The 20,146-nt window shown below is 50.3% G+C and carries 16 protein-coding genes; 5 read left to right on the top strand and 11 right to left on the bottom strand.

Annotated elements, in window-relative coordinates; all coding sequences use genetic code 11:
- Positions 1 to 39: 39 nt before the first annotated feature.
- Positions 40 to 681 (bottom strand): deoxyribose-phosphate aldolase, encoded by a 642-nt coding sequence (locus CRO74_RS17010; protein ID WP_097127299.1) that lies wholly within the window; start codon positions 679 to 681, stop codon positions 40 to 42.
- Between the two features lie 97 nt (positions 682 to 778).
- Complete coding sequence (locus CRO74_RS17005) at positions 779 to 2,674, bottom strand: pseudouridine synthase (RefSeq protein ID WP_097127297.1); 1,896 nt, start codon at positions 2,672 to 2,674, stop codon at positions 779 to 781.
- Positions 2,675 to 2,950: 276 nt separating this feature from the next.
- Between CRO74_RS17005 and CRO74_RS17000 the strand changes: the two genes are divergently transcribed.
- The gene (locus CRO74_RS17000; protein ID WP_097127295.1) at positions 2,951 to 4,921 is read left to right on the top strand and encodes an acetoacetate--CoA ligase; all 1,971 of its coding nucleotides are present in this window, start codon (positions 2,951 to 2,953) and stop codon (positions 4,919 to 4,921) included.
- Positions 4,922 to 4,967: 46 nt separating this feature from the next.
- On the opposite strand, the gene CRO74_RS16995 is transcribed toward CRO74_RS17000, so the two are convergent.
- The 4 genes from CRO74_RS16995 to CRO74_RS16980 all read right to left on the bottom strand — a co-directional run bounded on the left by CRO74_RS16995 (position 4,968) and on the right by CRO74_RS16980 (position 10,193).
- Entirely contained in the window at positions 4,968 to 5,519 is a 552-nt protein-coding gene (locus CRO74_RS16995; RefSeq protein WP_097127293.1) for an RNA polymerase sigma factor, read from the bottom strand.
- A 215-nt stretch (positions 5,520 to 5,734) separates the two neighbouring features.
- Positions 5,735 to 8,200: a 3-hydroxyacyl-CoA dehydrogenase/enoyl-CoA hydratase family protein gene (locus tag CRO74_RS16990; RefSeq protein ID WP_097127291.1), complete on the bottom strand. Its 2,466-nt coding sequence runs from the start codon at positions 8,198 to 8,200 to the stop codon at positions 5,735 to 5,737.
- Positions 8,201 to 8,288: 88 nt separating this feature from the next.
- Positions 8,289 to 8,759 (bottom strand): MarR family winged helix-turn-helix transcriptional regulator, encoded by a 471-nt coding sequence (locus CRO74_RS16985; protein WP_097127289.1) that lies wholly within the window; start codon positions 8,757 to 8,759, stop codon positions 8,289 to 8,291.
- A gap of 180 nt (positions 8,760 to 8,939) precedes the next feature.
- A complete protein-coding gene (locus tag CRO74_RS16980) occupies positions 8,940 to 10,193 on the bottom strand; it encodes a TlpA family protein disulfide reductase (protein ID WP_097127287.1) in 1,254 nt (417 codons plus the stop codon).
- Between the two features lie 129 nt (positions 10,194 to 10,322).
- Here CRO74_RS16980 and rsmH point away from each other — a divergent pair, with 129 nt between their 5' ends.
- Positions 10,323 to 11,228 carry a 16S rRNA (cytosine(1402)-N(4))-methyltransferase RsmH gene (gene rsmH, locus CRO74_RS16975; RefSeq protein WP_097127286.1) on the top strand — a complete coding sequence of 302 codons (906 nt, stop codon included), beginning with the start codon at positions 10,323 to 10,325 and terminating at the stop codon, positions 11,226 to 11,228.
- A 24-nt stretch (positions 11,229 to 11,252) separates the two neighbouring features.
- On the opposite strand, the gene CRO74_RS16970 is transcribed toward rsmH, so the two are convergent.
- From CRO74_RS16970 to CRO74_RS16950, 5 genes are all read right to left on the bottom strand, one after another.
- Positions 11,253 to 11,852, bottom strand: coding sequence for a hypothetical protein (locus CRO74_RS16970; protein ID WP_144035938.1), 600 nt, complete (start codon positions 11,850 to 11,852; stop codon positions 11,253 to 11,255).
- Positions 11,853 to 11,945: 93 nt separating this feature from the next.
- Complete coding sequence (locus CRO74_RS16965; RefSeq protein WP_245877889.1) at positions 11,946 to 12,584, bottom strand: hypothetical protein; 639 nt, start codon at positions 12,582 to 12,584, stop codon at positions 11,946 to 11,948.
- A 123-nt stretch (positions 12,585 to 12,707) separates the two neighbouring features.
- Complete coding sequence (locus CRO74_RS16960; RefSeq protein WP_097127282.1) at positions 12,708 to 13,595, bottom strand: FKBP-type peptidyl-prolyl cis-trans isomerase; 888 nt, start codon at positions 13,593 to 13,595, stop codon at positions 12,708 to 12,710.
- A gap of 158 nt (positions 13,596 to 13,753) precedes the next feature.
- Entirely contained in the window at positions 13,754 to 14,689 is a 936-nt protein-coding gene (locus tag CRO74_RS16955) for an FKBP-type peptidyl-prolyl cis-trans isomerase (protein WP_097128643.1), read from the bottom strand.
- An 89-nt stretch (positions 14,690 to 14,778) separates the two neighbouring features.
- On the bottom strand, positions 14,779 to 15,735 hold the full coding sequence (locus CRO74_RS16950; protein ID WP_097127279.1) for a fasciclin domain-containing protein: 957 nt from the start codon (positions 15,733 to 15,735) through the stop codon (positions 14,779 to 14,781).
- Between the two features lie 226 nt (positions 15,736 to 15,961).
- Here CRO74_RS16950 and CRO74_RS16945 point away from each other — a divergent pair, with 226 nt between their 5' ends.
- The 3 genes from CRO74_RS16945 to CRO74_RS16935 all read left to right on the top strand — a co-directional run bounded on the left by CRO74_RS16945 (position 15,962) and on the right by CRO74_RS16935 (position 20,129).
- The gene (locus CRO74_RS16945) at positions 15,962 to 16,699 is read left to right on the top strand and encodes an undecaprenyl pyrophosphate synthase (RefSeq protein ID WP_097127278.1); all 738 of its coding nucleotides are present in this window, start codon (positions 15,962 to 15,964) and stop codon (positions 16,697 to 16,699) included.
- Positions 16,700 to 16,808: 109 nt separating this feature from the next.
- Complete coding sequence (gene bamA, locus CRO74_RS16940; protein WP_097127276.1) at positions 16,809 to 19,406, top strand: outer membrane protein assembly factor BamA; 2,598 nt, start codon at positions 16,809 to 16,811, stop codon at positions 19,404 to 19,406.
- Positions 19,407 to 19,556: 150 nt separating this feature from the next.
- A complete protein-coding gene (locus tag CRO74_RS16935; RefSeq protein WP_097127274.1) occupies positions 19,557 to 20,129 on the top strand; it encodes an OmpH/Skp family outer membrane protein in 573 nt (190 codons plus the stop codon).
- Positions 20,130 to 20,146: the final 17 nt, after the last annotated feature.

Genomic DNA, 20,146 nt, shown 5'->3' with positions numbered 1-20,146 from the left:
TATAAAAAGGTCGTAAAGCGCCCAAAATCGGGGAAGCAATTACAAATCCAGACGCCGGGCCGATAGCCGCTCTACGCCTGCCGCTACTAAAGCTTCCAGTTGGGTCTCCGTTGCCCCATCGGCCACGATTTTAACGCCAACCGATTTTGGAACGAGTTGACGAAACTGCAAGGCGGCTTCGAGAGAAAAGCCTGTAGATAGGGCACCTGTAGCATTTTTGACAAAATCAGCTCCGGTGTCCGTTGCCGTCCTGATCATCTTCTCCAGTTGCTCGGGATCGAGCAATGAGCTTTCAAGAATAACCGTAAACAGCTTTTCCTGCGCATGAACCAGCGCAACGAGTTTGGCTAACTCGATCTTGAGCCAGACGGAGGTAGACGAAAACAAAGCCGATGTATTCAGGACAACTTCTATCTCGGTAGCACCATCGCGCAAAGCCCACTCAATTTCGGTTTGTTTGGCCTCGGTACGCTGATAGCCGAACGGAAACCCGATTACAGTCGACAGCACAGCCGGGTGCGTATCGCCCATCTCTCGCCGGAACTTCTTTACCCAGAAGGGTGCTACAGTCAGTCCGGCCATACCCAACTGGGTCACCTCATCGAGCGCCTGGTATTGCTCGTTGATCGTAACGCCGGGATGCAGCAGCGTTCGCTCTATGTAGGGGAAAAGATGGTTCATAAGTACAATGAGTGAATGAAGGAATGAGTGATTGAGTGAATAGGGTTTGCCTCGTCCATTCACTCAATCACTCATTCCTTCATTCACTCATTAACATTTAGGAGTTCAGATACTTCAACTTAACAACCTCTTTCGGGTCGAGGAAGCGCCATTTGCCACGGGGCAGCTCTTTCTTGGTCAAACCAGCGTAGGTTGTGCGGTCGAGTTTTGTTACTTCATACCCGAAGCTTTCAAAAATACGGCGCACAATGCGGTTACGTCCCGAGTGGATTTCGATACCAATCACGTACCCATCCGGCGTAACGATGCTTACAGCGTCGGGTTTGACCGGACCATCTTCGAGTTCAATGCCTTTTTTGATAGCCTCGAAATGTTCTTCGGTGATGGGTTTATCCAGTTCAACCTGGTAAATCTTACGGATGTTGTTCGATGGGTGCGTTAGCTTGTCGGCCAGTTCGCCGTCGTTTGTAATCAACAGCAGCCCGGTGGTGTTCCGGTCAAGGCGTCCAACCGGATACATCCGGAATTTGCCCGCATCAGCTACCAGTTCCATTACCGTTTTTCGCTCTTCAGGATCTTCGGTCGTGGTGATATAATCTTTAGGCTTATTGAGCAGCACATATACGAAGCGTTCCGGGTTCAGGACTTTGGTACCGTACTTAACGGTATCCCCTTCTTTTACCTTGTATCCCATTTCGGTCACGACTTTGCCATTCACCGAGATATCGCCGTGGGCAATGAGTTCGTCGGCCTCCCGGCGGGAACAAACACCCGAGTTGGCAATGAATCGATTCAGTCGGGTCGTTCCATCATTGGCGGGTGCACGCTTTCCTTTTTCCGGATCGGCATCCTGGCTGCGACGCCGATCATCCGGACGTCCCCGTTTATCAGATTGGTTGGCCCGTATCTGCTCCAGGTTATAGTCCGGCGCTTTGGTAAAACTCCCCGTGCGTCGATCACCCGACTCTTTACGCTGCCGACCCGTGAAACCCGTTTCTTCGGTACGGTCGTTCCGGCGATTATTACCGGGACGGTCTTCACCGCCAAAATTATTACGTTCGTCGGCCTCCCGGCTGAAACCACCTACCCGTTTGAACGCTGGTTTTTCAGGGCGGGGAAATCCACCCGTGCTTTTACGCTCACGCGGAAAACGTGCCGGGCCATCAGTTTTCGACTCCCGGTTAGCGTCACGCGGGGCATCCGTACGATTGAAGCGGGGGCGCTCCGAATCCCGGCTGAAAGAAGGGCGCTCATCGCGTTTGGGCCGGTCACTGTCCGAACGGTCATTGCTGCGGCTTCTGTCGCTGGGGAAACGCGGAGAATCGGTATCGCGACGAGGACGCTCCGGACGGTCGTCCCGGTTGGGCCGAGCCGGTGAATCCGGACGTGGTCCGGCTCCAGCGGGTCGGTATGTGCGGTCATCCCGGTTAAAGCGGGGGCGGTCGCCATCGGCAGGCCGGTTGAATTTTGGGCGATCATCCCGGTCATTATCCCGGCGTGGACGTTCCGAATCCCGATTGGATGAAGAACGGTCATTATCCCGGCTGAAGCGTGGACGCTCCGAATTCCGGTTGAAAGAAGGTCGGTCGTTTGAATTACGGTCAAAACGGGGTTTCCCGGATTGATCGCTGTTTCGGTCATTGGTACGCGGTCCGTCGGTACGGGGGCCTGTGCTGCGTGGTCCGTCAGTACGGGGTCTATCGTTACGTGGTCCATCCGTACGCGGTCCGACGTTACGTGGTCCGTCAGTACGGTCATCGCGGTTGAATCGGGGCCGGTCGCCATCGGCAGGCCGGTTAAATTTGGGCCGGTCATTGCGGTCGCTGTCCCGACTAAAACGGGGGCGATCTGAATCCCGACTGGGGCGTGGCGAGCTTGTGCCACCGTTGCGGACGTCATCCCGACGGCCGAAGGAACGACCGCTCTGCCGGTTCGAATCACCATCACGGCCTGGGCCGGTGTTTCGGTCGTTCTGTTCTGAATCTTGACTCATGGAAAAATACAGTAAATCTGATATTTTTATAATTAATCTAGCTGATAATCAGCACACCTGTTTTAATAAAATACAAAATGGGGTGCAAAGTTAGGGCTTTTCAGGATAACCTGACTATGTCCTTTTTGTTGCAACGCTTTTTATATGAAAAACAATCCGCAGAACCCATTCCACGTTAGTCAATACCGAGCCATCGGTACAGTTGCCGGCGGATACCTATAATGGCGCACCGCCCCCTCCTTTTCTACCCTAAACTACTACCCGATCATTACCCGTATGTCCCGATCAACCGTAACCCCACTTTATACGCCCGACCGCAATACGATTGAGCAAAGCCTGTTGAAGCGATACATGAACTGGCTTTTCGTAAAGAAAGGCTTGTATTTTCGGGACTATGACGATTTGTGGGATTGGTCCGTCACGGATCTGGAAGATTTTTGGGGAAGTATCTGGCAGTTTTTCGATGTACAGAGCCACACGCCCTACCATCAGGTGGTTTTCAGGCCCAGTCAGCAGGACATGATTGGGGTGAGCTGGTTTTCGGAATCAACGCTCAATTATGCCGAGCACATTTTCCGGCACCGTACGCCCCAGCAACCAGCAATTCTTTATTCGTCTGAACAGCAGCCTGGCGTACGGACTCTATCGTGGGATACCCTGGAACGGCAGGTAGCCGCTGTGGCTGCTTACCTCCGTAATCAGCAGATTGGCGTTGGCGACCGGGTGGTTGCCGTTCTGCCAAACGGCCCCGAAGCCATTGTTGCCTTTCTGGCCACCAATGCCATTGGTGCCGTATGGTCGAGTTGCTCACCCGATTTTGGTACGTCCAGTATTGTCGACCGGTTTCAGCAGATCGAGCCAAAAATTCTGATCGTGGCCGATGGTTATTCGTACAATGGTCGGCGGATTGACAAGACAGACGTAGCGCGTGAACTTCGTGATGAACTGCCAACCCTTCAACGAGTCATTTGGGTGCCTTATCTGAACGAGCACAGCCAGCTTGAGGGCTCTGTTTCCTGGCCTGATGTGCTGGACACCCCCGCTCCCGACGGACTGACGTTTGAGCCCGTGCCTTTCGAACAGCCTATTTGGGTGTTGTATTCATCGGGAACAACGGGTAAGCCCAAAGCCATCACCCACAGCGTAGGCGGATGTCTTCTCGAACACCTTAAAGCCCTCGGACTGCATCAGGACGTTAGACCGGGGGAGCGGTATTTCTGGTATTCGACTACCGGCTGGATGATGTGGAATTATGCACTTGGTTCCATGCTGGTGGGGGCAACGCTGGTGCTGTACGATGGAGCGGCTGGTTACCCGACCCTGAATGTCCTCTGGAAACTGGCCGATGAAGCTAAAGTTACTCATTTTGGCGGTGGTGCGGCTTATTACCTCGCCTGTTTACGGGCGGGACTCAAACCGGCGGATACCGCCAAATTAACACATTTGCGAACCATCGGCTCCACAGGTTCTCCCCTACCGCCGGAGGGTTTCCGGTGGATCTATGAGTCCGTGAAACCTAAAGTGTGGTTGATTTCGCTCAGTGGCGGCACAGATGTGTGCAGTGGTTTTGTAGGTGGAAATCCACTCTTACCCGTTTACGAAGGCGAAATTCAATGCCGACTGTTAGGCTCTAAAGTAGAAGCGTTCGATGAGAACGCCAGGCCTGTTCGGGGTGAGTTGGGGGAAATGGTCATTTTGGAGCCCATGCCCTCTATGCCGGTCTATTTCTGGAACGACCCCAGCAACGATCGTTACCGCAAAAGTTACTTTGAGGAGTACCCCGGCATCTGGCGGCATGGTGACTACATTCGGATCACCGAACGGAATGGGATCATCATCTATGGTCGCTCGGATGCAACCCTCAATCGGGATGGGGTTCGAATTGGCACCAGCGAGATTTATAGTGCCGTAGAAAGTATTCCTGAAATTATGGATAGCCTGGTGGTTGGTCTGGAACAACCCGGCGGGCAGTATTTCATGCCGCTGTTTGTCGTACTGCGCGAGGGCGTTACGCTAACGAGTGAGCTTATAACGCGGATCAAAGACACATTACGCCGTCAGTTTAGCCCTCGTCACGTGCCGGATGCCGTTTATGCCATAGCCGACATTCCGTACACAATTAGCGGCAAGAAACTCGAAACACCGATCAAGAAAATTCTGTCCGGCGTGGATGTTTCGCTGGCAACGAGTAAAGATACTCTCCGAAATCCGGCCGCATTGGCTCATTTTATCAACTTCACAAAATAAGAGCCTTTTCAACTACTCACCTGTCTTGTTCAACAGCAAACAACGTTTAAGCTGCATACAGTTTGCCATATAGTTTGTAGATCTTGTCGCGGCTCCGCTTAAGTCGCATTTTCACGGTACTCTCTTTCAGATCGAACAGTTCGCTGATGGCGGTAATGCTCATACCATCTTCGTATTTGAGCCGTAATAGGGCCTGTTCGCTTGCAGACAGCGACTCCATAGCCCGATTCACCAGATGAAGTGTCTCCTCATGCAGGAGTTCTTCTTTTACTTCAGGAATATTATAATTGGAACGATCCTCGATATCCGTCATTTGAAGCCGTCTTGCCAGGCGAATCTGGTCAGAGCAGTAGTTATACGAGATCGAATAAAGCCAGGTAGAAAAACTCGACCGCTCCTGAAAGGCGTCGAGCTTATTAAATACCTTTAAAAATATATCGTGGGTAAAGTCTTCCGCTTTCAAAGGGTCTTTAGTCATGGACAAACATCGTCTGTAGACTTTGTTCACGTACCGTTTGTAAAGAGCCTCAAAACAGTGCGCAGGCTGACTCGGCAGATACTGTCGAATCATCTCTTCATCACTCAAACGAGTACTCATTGATCGTGTATAAAGGTTAGTGTTCCTGTTTAGGTTTACGCGCTTCCGTCTACAAGATAAGTAAAGACTCCTATATAGAGTTGCTATGTGCCGGCAGAAACATATCCAATGGCACACGTCTGAAACTTGAATTAACCCATTAACGACTAAGCCACAACGGGCAAAGAGGTAAACCCTTTGCCCGTTGTGGCTTAGTCAGTAGATGAAAAAATACGTTAGTTACGCAGCGGTTTACCACCGGTTAGCAGGCTCTGAATCCGCTCCAGCGTTTTCTTCTCACCCGTGAGCGACAGGAATGCTTCACGCTCCAGATCAAGTAAATACTGCTCCGAAACAACCTGCGGTGCGCTCAGGTCGCCCCCACAAATGACGTAAGCCAGTTTGTCGGCAATTTTCATATCATGGTCCGAAATGTAACGTCCCATCCGCATGGCCGTTAAACCAGCTTTGAACAAAGCAATTCCTGTTTTACCCTGCACCTTAATATCAGTACGGGGTTTGGGCTGAGTATAACCGTTGTCGGCCAGTTCAATAGCAGCCTGTTTGGCTTCGGCCAGCAGTCGGCTGCGGTTGAGCACAATCTGGTCGGTTGAGCGGAGGTAGTTCATCTCGCGGGCTTCCTGCGCCGAGGTCGACACTTTGGCCGTGGCGATGTTCATGAACACATTTTGCAGAATGTTCAGCTCAGGATCACCGGATTGGTAAAGGTCCGACGCGCGCGCGGCCATCTCTTTGGTACCGCCACCCGCCGGAATCAGGCCAACGCCTACTTCCACCAGACCAATATAACTTTCGGCATGAGCCACGGCGCGGTCGGCGTGCAGTACGGCTTCGCAACCGCCACCGAGGGTAAGCGTATGCGGAGCAACCACCACCGGAATGGACGAGTAACGCAGCCGGGTAATGAGTTTCTGGAACTGGGCAATCATCAGGTTCACCTCGTCGAACTCCTGCTCAACGGCAAACATGAACAGCGTTGCCAGATTCGCCCCCGCCGAGAAAGCTTCGGCCGAATCATTCCCGACAACCAGTCCCCGGAAATCTTTTTCGGCCAGTGAAATACCTTTGTTCAGCGCTTCGGAAACACCCTGACCAAACGTATTCATCTTGCTCCGGAATTCGACGTTCAGAATACCATCGCCAATATCATAGATCGACGCATCCGCATTTTGCCAGACGACCTTGTTGCTCGGTCCGTCGCCACGGAGGTTTTCCAGAATTGTGAAGGCTTCGGCACCTGGAATAACCTTGTAGCTTTTGGTTGGAATGTCGTAATACTTACGCTTGCCCCCTTCCACTTTATAGAAGCTTGGTTCGGCATTCCGATCGACGCCAGCCTCAAGCATGTCGTACACCCATTGAGCAGGTTTCTGGCCCTGGGCTTCGATCATCTCAAGGCCTTTTTTCACACCAATAGCGTCCCAGGTCTCGAATAAGCCTAACTGCCAGCCGAAACCAGCCGTAATGGCCGCATCGATGCGGTAGAGTTCATCGGAGATTTCCGGGATACGGTGCGTGGCATATTGGAACCCATCGGCAAAAGTTTTGCGATAGAATTCACCGGCATTATCTTTTCCGGCAACCAGCACCGGAAAACGCTTCTTAAGGTTGTCAATTGCCTTGGTACTTTCCAGCGTCGAGAATTTTACCTTCTGCGACGGCTTGTATTCAAACGTTTTCAGGTCGAGTGCCAGAATCTGGGTTTGGCCTTTCTCGTCCTTTGTCTTTTTGTAATAGCCCTGACCGGTTTTGTCGCCCAGCCATTTGTTCTCCATTAATTTCTGCACCGAAGCAGGCAACTCAAAACTCGCCCGTGATTCGTCGTGCTCCATTTTAACCAGATTACCGGCTACATTGACGGTTGTATCCAGTCCCACCACATCCGACAAGCGGAACGTTCCCGATTTGGGGCGTCCAACAACCGGACCGGTCAGTTTATCGACTTCCTCAACCGTGAGCCCCAGTTCTTCGGCTACGCGAATGGTCTGGATGAGCGACTGAATACCGAGCCGGTTGGCGATGAAGCCGGGCGTATCTTTACACAATACGGTCGTTTTGCCGAGGTACAGATCACCGTAATTCATCAGGAAATCAATAACGGCCGGATCGGTATCGGGGCCGGGTATGATTTCAAGTAATCGGAGGTAGCGCGGTGGGTTAAAAAAGTGCGTTCCGCAGAAGTTACGGCGAAAATCTTCACTCCGTCCTTCGGCCAGCAGGTGCATGGGAATACCCGATGTATTGGACGTGATGAGCGTTCCCGGCTTACGAAACTGTTCAACGCGTTCGTAAACCGACCGCTTGACATCCAGGCGCTCTACCACGACCTCAATCACCCAGTCGTAGGTAGCAATTTCTTTAAGGTTATCATCGAAGTTGCCCAGCTTGACCCGTTCCGCAAATTTCGGACTGTACAAAGATGCCGGACTAGCTTTCAGCATCGTTTGGAAAGCCTCGTTGACAATCCGATTACGTACCGCCGGGCTATCGGTTGTCAATCCTTTTGCCTGCTCAGCCGCATTGATTTCTTTGGGGACAATGTCCAGCAGTAAAACATCTGCTCCAATATTGGCGAAATGAGCCGCAATGCGCGAACCCATAATGCCGGAGCCCAGCACAGCAACGCGCCGGATGGTTCTATTCTTCATTTGGGCTTTGGGTTTTTCTAAGGTAGCTTCCATGGGTTTTGTTTTACTCGAATGGGATAGGAACGCGGCCCGGCCGCGTTCCTATCTTTTTTGGATTCAGTTAACTATCAACATCAGCGGATTACTCCAAAGGCAATTCTTCCGGTTCGCCCGCTTTGATTTTCGTATTTTCTTCTTCGACCATCTTGTTAATTTCTTTCATCACATCGAAAAAGACCACTAGTTTATCGAGCGGGATTTTCTCGCGAATCATGTTGTTGAATTGGATAACGCCATCGCGGGCCATCTCCCGTTTTGCTTTTCCTTCGTCGGTGAGGTAAATCCGGACAAATCGCTTGTCATTCCCGTCCACTTCCCGCCGAATCAGTCCCCGTTCTTCCAGGCTTTTGAGCATTCGAACCAGTGAGCGGGGTTCCATACCCAGCAACGGCCCAATTTTAGTAGCTGGCGTACCTTCTTCCAGATCGACATTCAGCAACACATAACCAATCGCCATAGTAATGCCGAACCGGGAAGCGTACGCATTGTACATTCGCGAAATAGCATGCCAACCCCACTTTATGTGAAAATCTACTGTCTTTTCCTTTTTCATGATCGGTCTCGTCCTCAGTCCAACTTCCGGATGTAAATCTACTATTTTTTTCGAAACTAGTATGCATGCATACTAAATGTCTGAACCTGGATTTATTTGATTTTTCTGATTCTTATAATTTTATTACACCGCTAGGATTAATCATAGGAATCAGAAAAATCAAATAAATCCAGGTTCAGACTACTCCGCCAGCAATTTATCGACCAGTCGATTAAACTCTTCAACGTATTGATCGTAATATTTGCCGGTACCGGGGCCGGAGAAACCGGTATGTATATGCCGAACCTGGCCTTTTTTATCGATAAAAATGGTGGTTGGGAAGGCGACAACAGCGTTCAGGTCCGGTAAGGCTTTGGAGGCCTGCGCTTTGTCGTTCGTACCAGCCAGCACCACGGGGTAGTCGATCTGGAATCGCTGCTTCATCCGCTCGATCTTCGGCCCGGACTCGCTCATTTCCGGCGACCGCTCAAACGACAACCCGACCACTTCGACACCACGTTGTTTATTACGCTTGTACCAGGGACTCAGGAAGTTGGTTTCATCCATGCAGTTCGGGCACCAGGAACCCATGATCTGCACAATCGTCACTTTATCTTTAAAGCGTGGGTCGGTCGTCGATACGGTTTTGCCGCCCGGCTCAGGAAATGAAAAGTTGAGGGTTTTAGCACCCGGCTTCAGATAAGTCAATTTAGCCGGGTCGGGAAGGTCGGCCTTGGGATCGAACCGGGCCACCCAGGCTTCGTAACCCGCTACGCCCGCCCAATGCCCGCCGGTAAGCGTTTTGGTAGCGGGGTCGTGTTTGGCTTTGAACAGATAAATATGCGAACCATCGAAACAGGATAAAAACAGACTGTCGCCCACTACGTTGCCGTCGAGATAGCGATAATCGCCGGTGGGAGTCAGGAACGTACCCGACAGATGATTGCCTTTCTGGTCAAATACGCCCACGGCGTTCACGGTATCCACTTTACCACTTTTACTGCCGAAGTCTGTGGCCCATTTTCCCGTTAAGTTGGTAGCGGCAGATTTATCGTCGGGCACAAACCGATACGTCTGGCCATGTTGGGCGTTAAAGGGCATCGTTTGCACCTGTTGAGCGGTTCGACGCCGACGCCATACACCCCGTAGCTGATTACCGTCTATCTTTGCAACTAATTCCGATTCAAACATGGCCATCGGGATGCGGATGGAATCATCCTGAACGGTAGCGGGGTCCATTTTTAGCCGTTCTTTGCCGTTAATGGCAAAGACCGTGTAGGATTTGGCGTCGGCGGCCGTTGGCTGAATATCCAGGCCAAACGGTAAGTCACCCCCTTTGGTTTTCAGGACGGCCCGATACATACCGGGTTTAACGGTGGCGGGGGTCGACTGGCTGGAGCAGGCCGATGGCAAAAGCAGCAACGTGGCGGTTGCCATGGAGAGAAGATGTTTCATAGTGTTTACTTAATTCAGGATGCAGGCTGTAGCTGATAGGCAAGTATACGTACTAAACGGTACAAATAGGGTCTACTGGCTGAGTGTCAACATCCAAAATAACGACTGCTAACTACGGTTAGTTTCTGAATGGCTACTTACCACGAACCCGTTTTATTACAGGCCTGTATTGACGGGCTTGATCTACAACCCGGCGGCACCTACGTCGACATCACCTTTGGTGGTGGAGGACACAGCCGGGAAATCCTGAACCAGTTGGAAGGGGGTAAACTTTTTGGGTTCGACCAGGATGCCGATGCCCGCGCCAACGCTCAGGCCATTGGTGATCCCCGACTTACTTTCGTGGCGTCTAACTTCCGTAATGTCAAGCGATACCTACGGCTCTATAAAGCGGAACAGGTAGATGGCATTCTGGCCGACCTCGGCATCTCGTCGCACCAGATCGACACGCCCGAACGCGGTTTCTCGACCCGTTTCGACGCTGACCTCGACATGCGGATGAACCAGAACGCCGATAAAACAGCCCGACAGGTCATTAATGAGTACTCGGAAGCCGACCTGCACCGGATTTTGGGTATGTACGGCGAAATCACCAACGCCCGAACGGCAGCCGCAGCACTGGTATCGGCCCGCTCAAATAAGCCACTCAAAACGGTCAATGACCTTAAAGCCGCTCTGCAACGCTATGCTCCGCGCGGGAAAGAGAATAAATATTTTGCGCAGGTTTTCCAGGCGCTACGCATTGAGGTAAACGAAGAGTTGCAGGCACTGGAGGAGTTTCTGGAACAGGTGCCGGACATTCTCCGGCCCGGCGGTCGACTGGTTGTAATGTCCTATCACTCCCTCGAAGACCGGCTCGTGAAGAACTTCATCAACAAAGGAAAATTTCAGGGAGAAGTGGAGAAAGATCTGTTTGGCAACGATATCAAACCCCTGCAATCCATCACGCGCAAGCCCATTGAAGCCACGCCCGAAGAAATAGCCCGTAACCCCCGCGCCCGCAGCGCCAAACTCCGAATTGCGGAGAAGTTATAAGCGGGAATGGGGTAACCGGGAGAGCTATGGCTGTTTGATTAACTTAACCTGGGTCAACCCTATCGACGAAACTTGACCTGTGTCTCGCCAATGCATTACGGATGAATCGGATGGTGTTGTCAGCGTAAAGTCGGTATGAAAAAAGCCCAGCTTCTTAAATAAAATGGCTTCGGCTTCTGGCTCAAACGTACCCGGCAGGAAATTAAAAAGTTTGACTATTCCTCTGCCGGTACTGGTCACCTCGTCTGGGATAACCAGATTAATATAAATCGGGTATGATTTACTGCCATAGTCGAGCGTGCCATCCAACCCTGTATAATGCGATGACGGCCAGCCCTGTGTTAACCGATTGGTCGTTGCGGCTGGTCGGATTGTCAGCGTGGCCAGATCGCGCAATACAGTATCTTTTACAATGGCTAATTCTACCTGATAAGGATTGAATTGGCGCGGTTCAACAATCGATTCCTGTATACGCCACTTGCCCACGAGTTGATTCACTTCGTTATCAAGCAGAGTCCGGGCAGCCTGTTCTTTATTGATAACGGACGTTGCTGGTTGGTCGGGCGTACATTGAAAAAAACATAGAGTGCTTAGTATCGTAATAACGAAAAGAGATTTTCTCATAAAGTCAGAAGATGACTGGATAACGGAGTAGTATAGACACGATTTACACACCCTATAGCTACCAGTTCGTACGTTAACGACTATTGTATTGCTTTAGTTAGCGTAGGGAACGGTAATGGTATCGGTCTCGATTTCGTTGCTGACATTCAGCGCCCGGTCGCGAATCTGAATCCGGTATTTGACTCGGTAGTTCGTAGTTCGTGTGCCATAAGGGTAAATTTGACGCAGGTCAAGGCTGCCTTCTATGGCACCTGTTTTTCCCTCACGAGCCAGTCGGGGGAATATCAGGAATCTTTCTTCTGTGTTGTTCAGCTCTCTGAACTGATTGTTTTCCAGCCGAAACGTCCGAATCTTATAATTGCCCCATCCACCGGCTTGCATATACTGTTCCTCCTCTGCGTTGCTGAGCGGCATGTTATTACCAAGGTCACCATCGCCGTCTTTAAAGCCGATGGTTATAACCAGCGAATCGCGCCGTTGCTGACCTACCCCGGTTCCAGCTTCCAGGGTGTATTTGCTAAACCCCTTGAAGTCGATTTGCGGGACATTCGAGTAGTTGGGCTCATTGAAACAGGCGGTAGCTGTAGCTGCCAACAGCCCTAACAGGGCATAGCGACTCGCGACCAATTTAATTGTATGCAGCGGCTTCATGTGCGTTGAGTTGTCTTTAACTAACTGAAATACCTTCAGGTTAAGTATATTCAGGTTTTTGATGAAGACTCGCTTAAGCAAGAGAAGGTTGTAAACAGGAATGGTATTTTTAGAATAACAGGCCGATATACTCCATTACACAAACAAAAAGAGTCGGACAGACGCTATGGACTACCCGACTCCTCTAAAACAAATTGACCGTAGTTACTGGGCCGATACCAGTTCGATGTCGAAGCGCATGGGTGCGTAGGGCGGAATAACCGACCGACCGCTCGCGCCGTACCCAATTTTAGACGGCATAATGAGCGTTGCTTTCTCACCAACTTTAAGTTTAGCCAGCCCTTCATCAAATCCCGCAACAGACTGGCCCAGCGTAAACCCAACCGTACCAACGCCTGTGCTGTCGAAAGCCGACGAAGACCGCAGCAACGATCCCCGGTACCGTACATTGAGGGTTTGATTGGGCAGTGGCGCAGCACCGGAGCTGTTGGTCACCGTTTTAATAAAACGCAGGCCGCTTACGGTTACTTCGGTAGGCGTCAGTTTATTGGCCGTCATGTATTCGTTTATCTGCTGATCTTCGGTACGTATCCGCTTCATCGTAACATTCAGGCGAACGGGCGTATTAGGGGGAATAACGCCGTCTGAGCTTCCTGATGAGCCAAAGGCATAATCGGACGGTAACAGGATCGCGCCCTGATCACCCTCCCGCATCCGCAGCAACCCTTCGGTCACTCCCGGATTGGTGGCCACCAGATACACATAACTGGACTTTGTAGCGTAGGTCGAATCAACAAATTTGTCGGTCACGGCGGTGCCGCTGCCCCGAGCCAGTGTGTATAGGGTATAACTGAATTCAGCTTCCTGCCCATTGGCGGGGGTTACTGTAGAGGCACCGGCTTTGGTCAGCGCATAATACACGCCATTAGGGGTCATTGCACCATTAAGCCCTTTACTGGCCGCATAATCCTGAATAATTGCCTTATCAACTTCAAAAACATCACCTCCGCTGGCATCAACATTTTCTTTTTGACAGGAAATCAGCCCGCCCGCCAGCAATAAACCAAAAATCAATACAGGAGAGTTACGCATGGAAATAAAAGATAAAGAAGTATAGCCGGGTATATTATCCTGCAAAGGTAGTAAAGTGCTGGTGTTTCGTGGAACAAATGCCTGACAGTGTCCATGACCAACAAAAAATGGTTTGTGCTGGCAAACACAAACCATTTATCTTTCAGAACGTGAAGACATTATTTCACGGATACGACTTCGAGATCGAAACTAAGGGGCGAATAAGGCGGAATCACGTACGTTTGATTCTGGGCCGCTCCCGTGGCTCCATAACCAAGCGACGACGGAAAAATAACGGTTGCTTTGTCACCCACTCGGAGTTTAGCCAACCCCTCTTCAAAACCGGGTACATATTTCAATACACCAACGGTTTTGGTATCTGTTCCGGTACCACCCGCAAATCCGGTTGTAGCCCGCAAAAGTTTGCCGGCAAAGTTTATCGTTATCGTTTGATTCGCCGTTGGGGTTGCACCAGTTGGGTTGTCTTTCGTTTTAATGAAGCGCAAACCCGTCGGCGTTTTCTCCGTAACCACCAGCTTGTTAGTGGCTATGTAGTCATCAATCTGCTGATCTTCGGTCCGCGCCCGGCGTACGGTAACGTCGAACCGAACGGGCGAATTGGCAGGAATGGCTTTATCCGAGGAGGCCACATTGCCAAAGGCAAGCAGCGACGGCATAATCAGGATGGCCGATTCGCCCTCGTGCATTTTCCTGATACCCTCTTCCAGACCCGACTTCAACGAACCGGCAAAGAATGGGAAGTAGGCGGATGTGGTCACGTAGGCCGAATCCACTACTTTATCGGTAACGGCCGTCGTGCTGGTAACCCCCGTATTACTCTGCCCATTCAGCACATATAACTTGTAATTGAACTCAATTTCCTGGCCAAAAGTCGGTATGACTGTGGATGAACTGGGTACGGTTGTTTGAAAAAAAAGACCGGAAGCCGATGTCGTTCCCGAAAGACCCTTGCTAATCACATAGTTGTTAATGTCGGTCTGATTAGCTGCAAAAACAGTAGCTGCATCGGCATTGGAGTCGATACTTTGTGGCTGGCAAGCCGCCAGCCCGCCAATCAGCAATGCACCCAAAATAGCAAAATGAAATGTACGCATGAAGAAGAAATTGACTAAGGAAACATAAATACTACGCCCATTGACCCCCAAACGTGGCAAAAGGTTGTACATCCTCTGCTTTTTGTCGATTACGGAAGCAGCAGCTGATCGATAATGTGAATTACGCCACTATTAGCCGGTATATTCCCTTGCTTTATCGTAGCCGCTGTTGCGTTCTTATTTCCCTTGATTGTCAGCAGATTTGCCGTTGACATGATGGTGAGCCGGTTTCCGCTGAGTAACGTATTCAGCGTACCCGTTTGAAGCTGATTGGAAAATGTAGCCCCGGATACCACATGGTACAGCAGCACATTCGTCAGCGTTTGCAGATTGGCCGCATTTATAGCCGCCAAATCGGTATACCCCGCCGACCTGAAAGCCGCGTCGTTCGGCGCGAATACAGTTACCAGATTAGTCGACGCATCGTTGCTCAAGGTCGCCAATAACGTTGGGTTGCTGCCAGCAACCCGGTTCACGGCAGCCGTCAGCAGGGTCAGATTCGGATTGCTGCGAATGGCCGTCAGTAAGCTGCCAGCCGAAGGCGTCAATACCCGGTCAATACTGTGAATATATCCGTTCGCTACCTTGATGTCGGACTGAATCACCTGGGCATTGTTGATAAATACTCTGCCATCCGACACTTTGTTGATGTAGGCAACGCCTTTATCAGCCGTTGCTACCGGATTGAGTCCTCCCGGAATCTCCGATGCCGATACGGGTCCCTGCAGCACATGATACAATAAAAGGGCTCGCACCTGCTCTTTCGATAAGGAGGCAATGGCGGTTGGTGAACTATACCCGGCAGCCTGAAAAGCGGCATCGTTCGGCGCGAAAAGCGTCAGGTTACCTCCCTTGAGCAAGTCGCCCATTTCTGCGTACGTCACGGCAGCCCGCAGTATACTAAATTGAGTGTCCTCCAGAATACGGTCTGTAATTGTCTGTGGCGTGGCAACGGTGTCGTCACTTTTTGTGCAGCCTGTTAAAACCATCAGTACCAGAAAAAGTACAGAAATGGAGCGGGTACCTTTTAAAAAAACAGGGTTCATACGAAAGTAAATCGAGTTAATGAGTGTCTGTTTCTAAAAACGACGACGCTCCATGTATAGTCTTTTCGACAAAGATACGGGATGTGAGTGGGTAAGTGGTAAGTCAGGTAAGTACTAACTTATCGACTTATTAACTTATTGACTTACTAACTTATTGGCTTATGCGCTCACTAAAATTCCGTATCTTCGCGGTCTTGTTAACTTTTGTTAAAACTCCCCCATTGGGATGAAGGAACACATTGACCCGAGCAATCTGCCCCAGCACATAGCCGTTATCATGGACGGAAACGGGCGTTGGGCAAAACGGCAGGGCCTTGCCAGAGTATTTGGCCACAACAGCGCCATTAAGGCCGTACGGGAAGTCACGGAAGGGTGCGCTGAATTGGGTGTAAAATACCTGACACTTTACGCTTTCTCGACCGAGAACTGGAATCGCCCCAAATATGAAGTAGACGCGTTGATGACGTTGCTGGTTCATACCATACGGGGGGAAATCAAAACGCTGATGGATAATAACGTAAAGCTGGCAACCATTGGCCATACGGAAAGTCTGCCCGGCGACTGTCAGCGTGAGCTGGCCGAAGCCATGCGTGAGACAAGCCAGAACACCGGCTTAACGCTCATACTGGCGTTGAGTTATAGTGGACGCTGGGAGATTCTGGAAGCGGCCAGGCAGCTAGCCGCCGATGTACGCGATGGCAAACTGACGCCGGATCAGATCGACGAAACCCTGTTTAGCCAGCGTTTGTCGACAAAGGGTATACCCGATCCTGAGCTGATGATCCGCACCAGTGGCGAAATGCGCATCAGTAATTTTATGCTCTGGCAATTGGCTTACTCTGAGTTATACATGCCCGATGTGCTCTGGCCCGATTTCCGTAAGGAACATTTGCATAAAGCCATTGTAAGTTATCAGCAACGTGAACGTCGGTTTGGCAAAACCAGCGAACAATTAGTCAAGTAAAACAGGGAGGGTAGTCTTTGCATAAAAACTGGTGAAAAGAGCAGGTACAATCCAACCCTTTTACCTAACAGGGACTCCTGACAATCAACAACATATTAGCTATTATAACTTGGAACACCGTATAAAATACCTAGTAGGAGCCGTTTGCCTGCTTGTTGGTCTGTTGCCTGCTAAGGTCTGGGCACAGGTGCGTGTTGGCGTTGGACGCGACACCCCCGCCCTGACAGAAACAAACGATCTGCTCAACTACGCCAACCCCAAAGAGTACGAAATTGCCGGGCTGAGCGTAACGGGAACCCGGTATCTGGACCCAAACTCGCTGGTTTCGCTGGGGGGCTTGAAGGTGGGCGACAAAATCCGCATTCCGGGCGAAGCCATCGGCTCATCGGTTCGAAAACTTATGGAATCCGGACTGTTGGACAATGTGGAGTTATTTTCCACCAACGTAGCCGACAACAAAGTAACTCTGATGTTTAAAGTACTGGAGCGGCCCCGTCTTTACCGGGTTAGCTTCATGGGCATAAAGAAAGGAGAACAGGACAATCTTAAAGACAAAGTGAAGCTGAATCTGGGTAAGATCGTAACCAACACGATTATCAAAAACACCCAGATGGCTACCCGGAAATACTTTATCGACAAGGGCTATCTGAATACCAAAGTAAAAATCACAACCATCCCAGACAGCACCCGGAACAACGCAACCATGCGCGTACTGGTTGATAAGGGCCAAAAAGTAAAGATTGCCAAAATCAACCTCGAAGGGATTGAGGAAGTAGACGAGTCGGCGGTGCGCATGAAAATGAAAGGCACTAAAGAACAACGCTTTGGCCGGGTGTTTACGCCATCGAAATTCGTCCCAAAAAAATACGAAGAGGACAAGCAGAAGTTGATTGAGTATTACAACAAACTCGGTTACCGTGATGCAACGATCGAGAGCGACAGTGTCATTAACAACGGCGGTAATAGCAACACGATTACCATCAACATGAAGGTAAACGAGGGGCATCAGTATTACTACCGTAAGATCGACTTCTCGGGAAACTACCTCTACACGTCCGACCAGCTTCGTTCCGTATTGGGTGTAACCAAAGGAGACGTGTATAATCCGGAAGACCTGGATAAACGCCTGAATGGTAATCCAGGACAGGATTTGAGTTCGCAATACATGGACCTGGGGTATTTGTATTACAATGCCCAGCCCATCGAACGGGCCATTGAAGGTGACTCAATCGACCTCGAAATCCGTATTTTCGAGGGCAAGCAAGCAACGATCAACAAAGTCATTCTGAACGGAAACACCAAGACAAGTGATCACGTGGTGATGCGTACCATTCGTACACTGCCTGGTCAGAAGTTCTCGAAAACGAACCTGATTCGTACCCAGCGGGAATTATCAACGCTTGGCTACTTTGACCCGGAGAAAATTGGCATCAACCCAGTTCCGCAGAACGACGGAACCGTTGATATCGAATACACCGTTGAAGAAAAACCATCCGACCAGATCGAGCTATCGGGCGGCTGGGGCGGTTATGTAGGCTTTGTGGGTACACTTGGCTTAACGTTCAATAACTTCTCGGCCCGCAACATTACAAACATGAAAGCCTGGCGTCCTCTGCCGGCCGGAGACGGTCAGCGGGTACAATTGCGCTTCCAGGCGAACGGTTCCCAATATCAGGTGTACTCGTTGTCCTTTACGGAGCCCTGGTTAGGTGGCCGCAAACCCAATGCCCTGTCGGTAAGTGCCAGCCATACGGTATACAAAACGTTCTATGACCCTACCAATCCAGCCAGTATTTACCAAAGCCTGAAGGGTCGTCAACCAACTGGTTCGTATACCAATACAGCGGTTACCATTGGGTTGGGCCGTCAGTTAAAAGTGCCGGATGATTACTTCAGCTTAAGTAATTCGCTCTCATTCCAACGGTACAATCTTAACAACCTCGATTTGTTCTACATTGGGTACAAAGACGGTATTTCGAACAATATTACCTTCAACACGACTCTTTCCCGGAACAGCATCGATAACCCGCAGTTCCCCCGTGCCGGTTCGTCGTTTACCCTGAGCGGTTCGTTTACGCCCCCTTACTCAGCCTGGCGCAAGACAACCCTATCGGAGAAGCCGGAGGACAAATACAAGTTCGTTGAATACCACAAATGGATGTTCGATGCCAGCTGGTTCCAGACCGTCTTTGGCAAACTGGTGTTGAGTACCCGCGCTCACCTTGGCTTCCTGGGCAGTTACAACAACCGCACATCAATCGGCCCATTCGAGCGGTTTGTATTGGGTGGTTCGGGACTAGCCGGTCAGGGACAGTTTGCGCTGGCGCAGGACATTATTGGTCTTCGTGGTTATGATGACCGGAGTGTATACACCGCTGACTACGACCGCGCCGTTGATGCCCAGGCTCGTAGCCAGGGGGGCGTTGTGTACAACAAGTTCGTTGCTGAATTGCGTTACCCGGTTTCGCTGAATCCATCGGCCACCATTTTCGTGCTGACCTTCCTGGAGGCTGGTAACAACTGGGGGAGCTACAAGCAGTACAACCCATTTGACCTGAAACGGTCGGTTGGTTTCGGTGCGCGTATCTTTATGCCCGCATTTGGTTTGATTGGTATTGACTATGGCTACGGTTTCGACAAGATTCCGGGCGTGAAAGACAAAGCTTCCGGTCAGTTCCACTTCACGATTGGGCAACAGATCAGATAAGATTCAGGTAAATTAAACGTTTAGTAGATTTACAAAGTATAAATGACGATTTACGATCCGTCGAGTTGCACTAAATCGTAAATCGTCATTTATACTTCACAAATCCATTTGACAATCAATCACTTCCTGCAAATATTTGAGGCACAATCAATGAAAAAAGCCCTATTTTTCGTACTTTTGTGCGCCGTTTGGGTATCTACACCCGTTCATGCGCAGAAGTTTGGGTACGTAGATACTGAGTTCATTTTCGGTAAAATGCCCGAATATCAAAAAGCACTGAGTGAAATCGACAAGTTTGCCGATAAATGGTCGAAAGATATTCAGGATAAGTACGTCGAGATTGACAAATTGCAGAAAGCGTATCAGGCCGAGGAAATTCTGCTGACCGAAGACATGAAACGCGACCGGCTACGTGCCATTAGCGATAAGGAGCGGGAGGCACGGGAGTACAACAACAAAGTGTTCGGGTACCAGGGACTTCTTTTCGAGAAAAAAAAGGAGTTAATGAAAGCCCCAATGGAGTTAGTGAACCGGGCCGTTGAAAAAGTGTGTTTGCAGAAAAAGCTGGACTTTATGTTCGATAAAGCGTCTGACTTTGTTATGCTCTACACCAACCCAAGGCACGATTATTCGGATTATGTGATGGAAGAGTTGGGGTTAGATATTAAACCAACGGCCACCAATAGTAATCCAACCAATAACACAACCACAAAACCTAAGTAATACAAACAATAATTTGA

It is taken from the genome of Spirosoma fluviale, from assembly GCF_900230225.1.
GTDB classification, from domain to species: Bacteria; Bacteroidota; Bacteroidia; order Cytophagales; family Spirosomataceae; genus Spirosoma; species Spirosoma fluviale.
Note: the sequence above shows the minus strand (reverse complement) of the source record. Positions and strands in the feature narration are given on the sequence as shown.

Bases quoted from the DNA above. Each gene is read 5' to 3' on its own strand.
- CRO74_RS17010 (WP_097127299.1), bottom strand. From the start codon at position 681: ATGAACCATCTTTTCCCCTACATAGAGCGAACGCTGCTGCATCCCGGC.
- CRO74_RS16960 (WP_097127282.1), bottom strand. From the start codon at position 13,595: ATGCGTAACTCTCCTGTATTGATTTTTGGTTTATTGCTGGCGGGCGGG.
- CRO74_RS16990 (WP_097127291.1), bottom strand. From the start codon at position 8,200: ATGGAAGCTACCTTAGAAAAACCCAAAGCCCAAATGAAGAATAGAACC.
- CRO74_RS16995 (WP_097127293.1), bottom strand. From the start codon at position 5,519: ATGAGTACTCGTTTGAGTGATGAAGAGATGATTCGACAGTATCTGCCG.
- CRO74_RS17005 (WP_097127297.1), bottom strand. From the start codon at position 2,674: ATGAGTCAAGATTCAGAACAGAACGACCGAAACACCGGCCCAGGCCGT.
- CRO74_RS16980 (WP_097127287.1), bottom strand. From the start codon at position 10,193: ATGAAACATCTTCTCTCCATGGCAACCGCCACGTTGCTGCTTTTGCCA.
- CRO74_RS16970 (WP_144035938.1), bottom strand. From the start codon at position 11,852: ATGAGAAAATCTCTTTTCGTTATTACGATACTAAGCACTCTATGTTTT.
- CRO74_RS16945 (WP_097127278.1), top strand. From the start codon at position 15,962: ATGAAGGAACACATTGACCCGAGCAATCTGCCCCAGCACATAGCCGTT.
- CRO74_RS16935 (WP_097127274.1), top strand. From the start codon at position 19,557: ATGAAAAAAGCCCTATTTTTCGTACTTTTGTGCGCCGTTTGGGTATCT.
- CRO74_RS16985 (WP_097127289.1), bottom strand. From the start codon at position 8,759: ATGAAAAAGGAAAAGACAGTAGATTTTCACATAAAGTGGGGTTGGCAT.
- CRO74_RS17000 (WP_097127295.1), top strand. From the start codon at position 2,951: ATGTCCCGATCAACCGTAACCCCACTTTATACGCCCGACCGCAATACG.
- CRO74_RS16950 (WP_097127279.1), bottom strand. From the start codon at position 15,735: ATGAACCCTGTTTTTTTAAAAGGTACCCGCTCCATTTCTGTACTTTTT.
- CRO74_RS16955 (WP_097128643.1), bottom strand. From the start codon at position 14,689: ATGCGTACATTTCATTTTGCTATTTTGGGTGCATTGCTGATTGGCGGG.
- rsmH (WP_097127286.1), top strand. From the start codon at position 10,323: ATGGCTACTTACCACGAACCCGTTTTATTACAGGCCTGTATTGACGGG.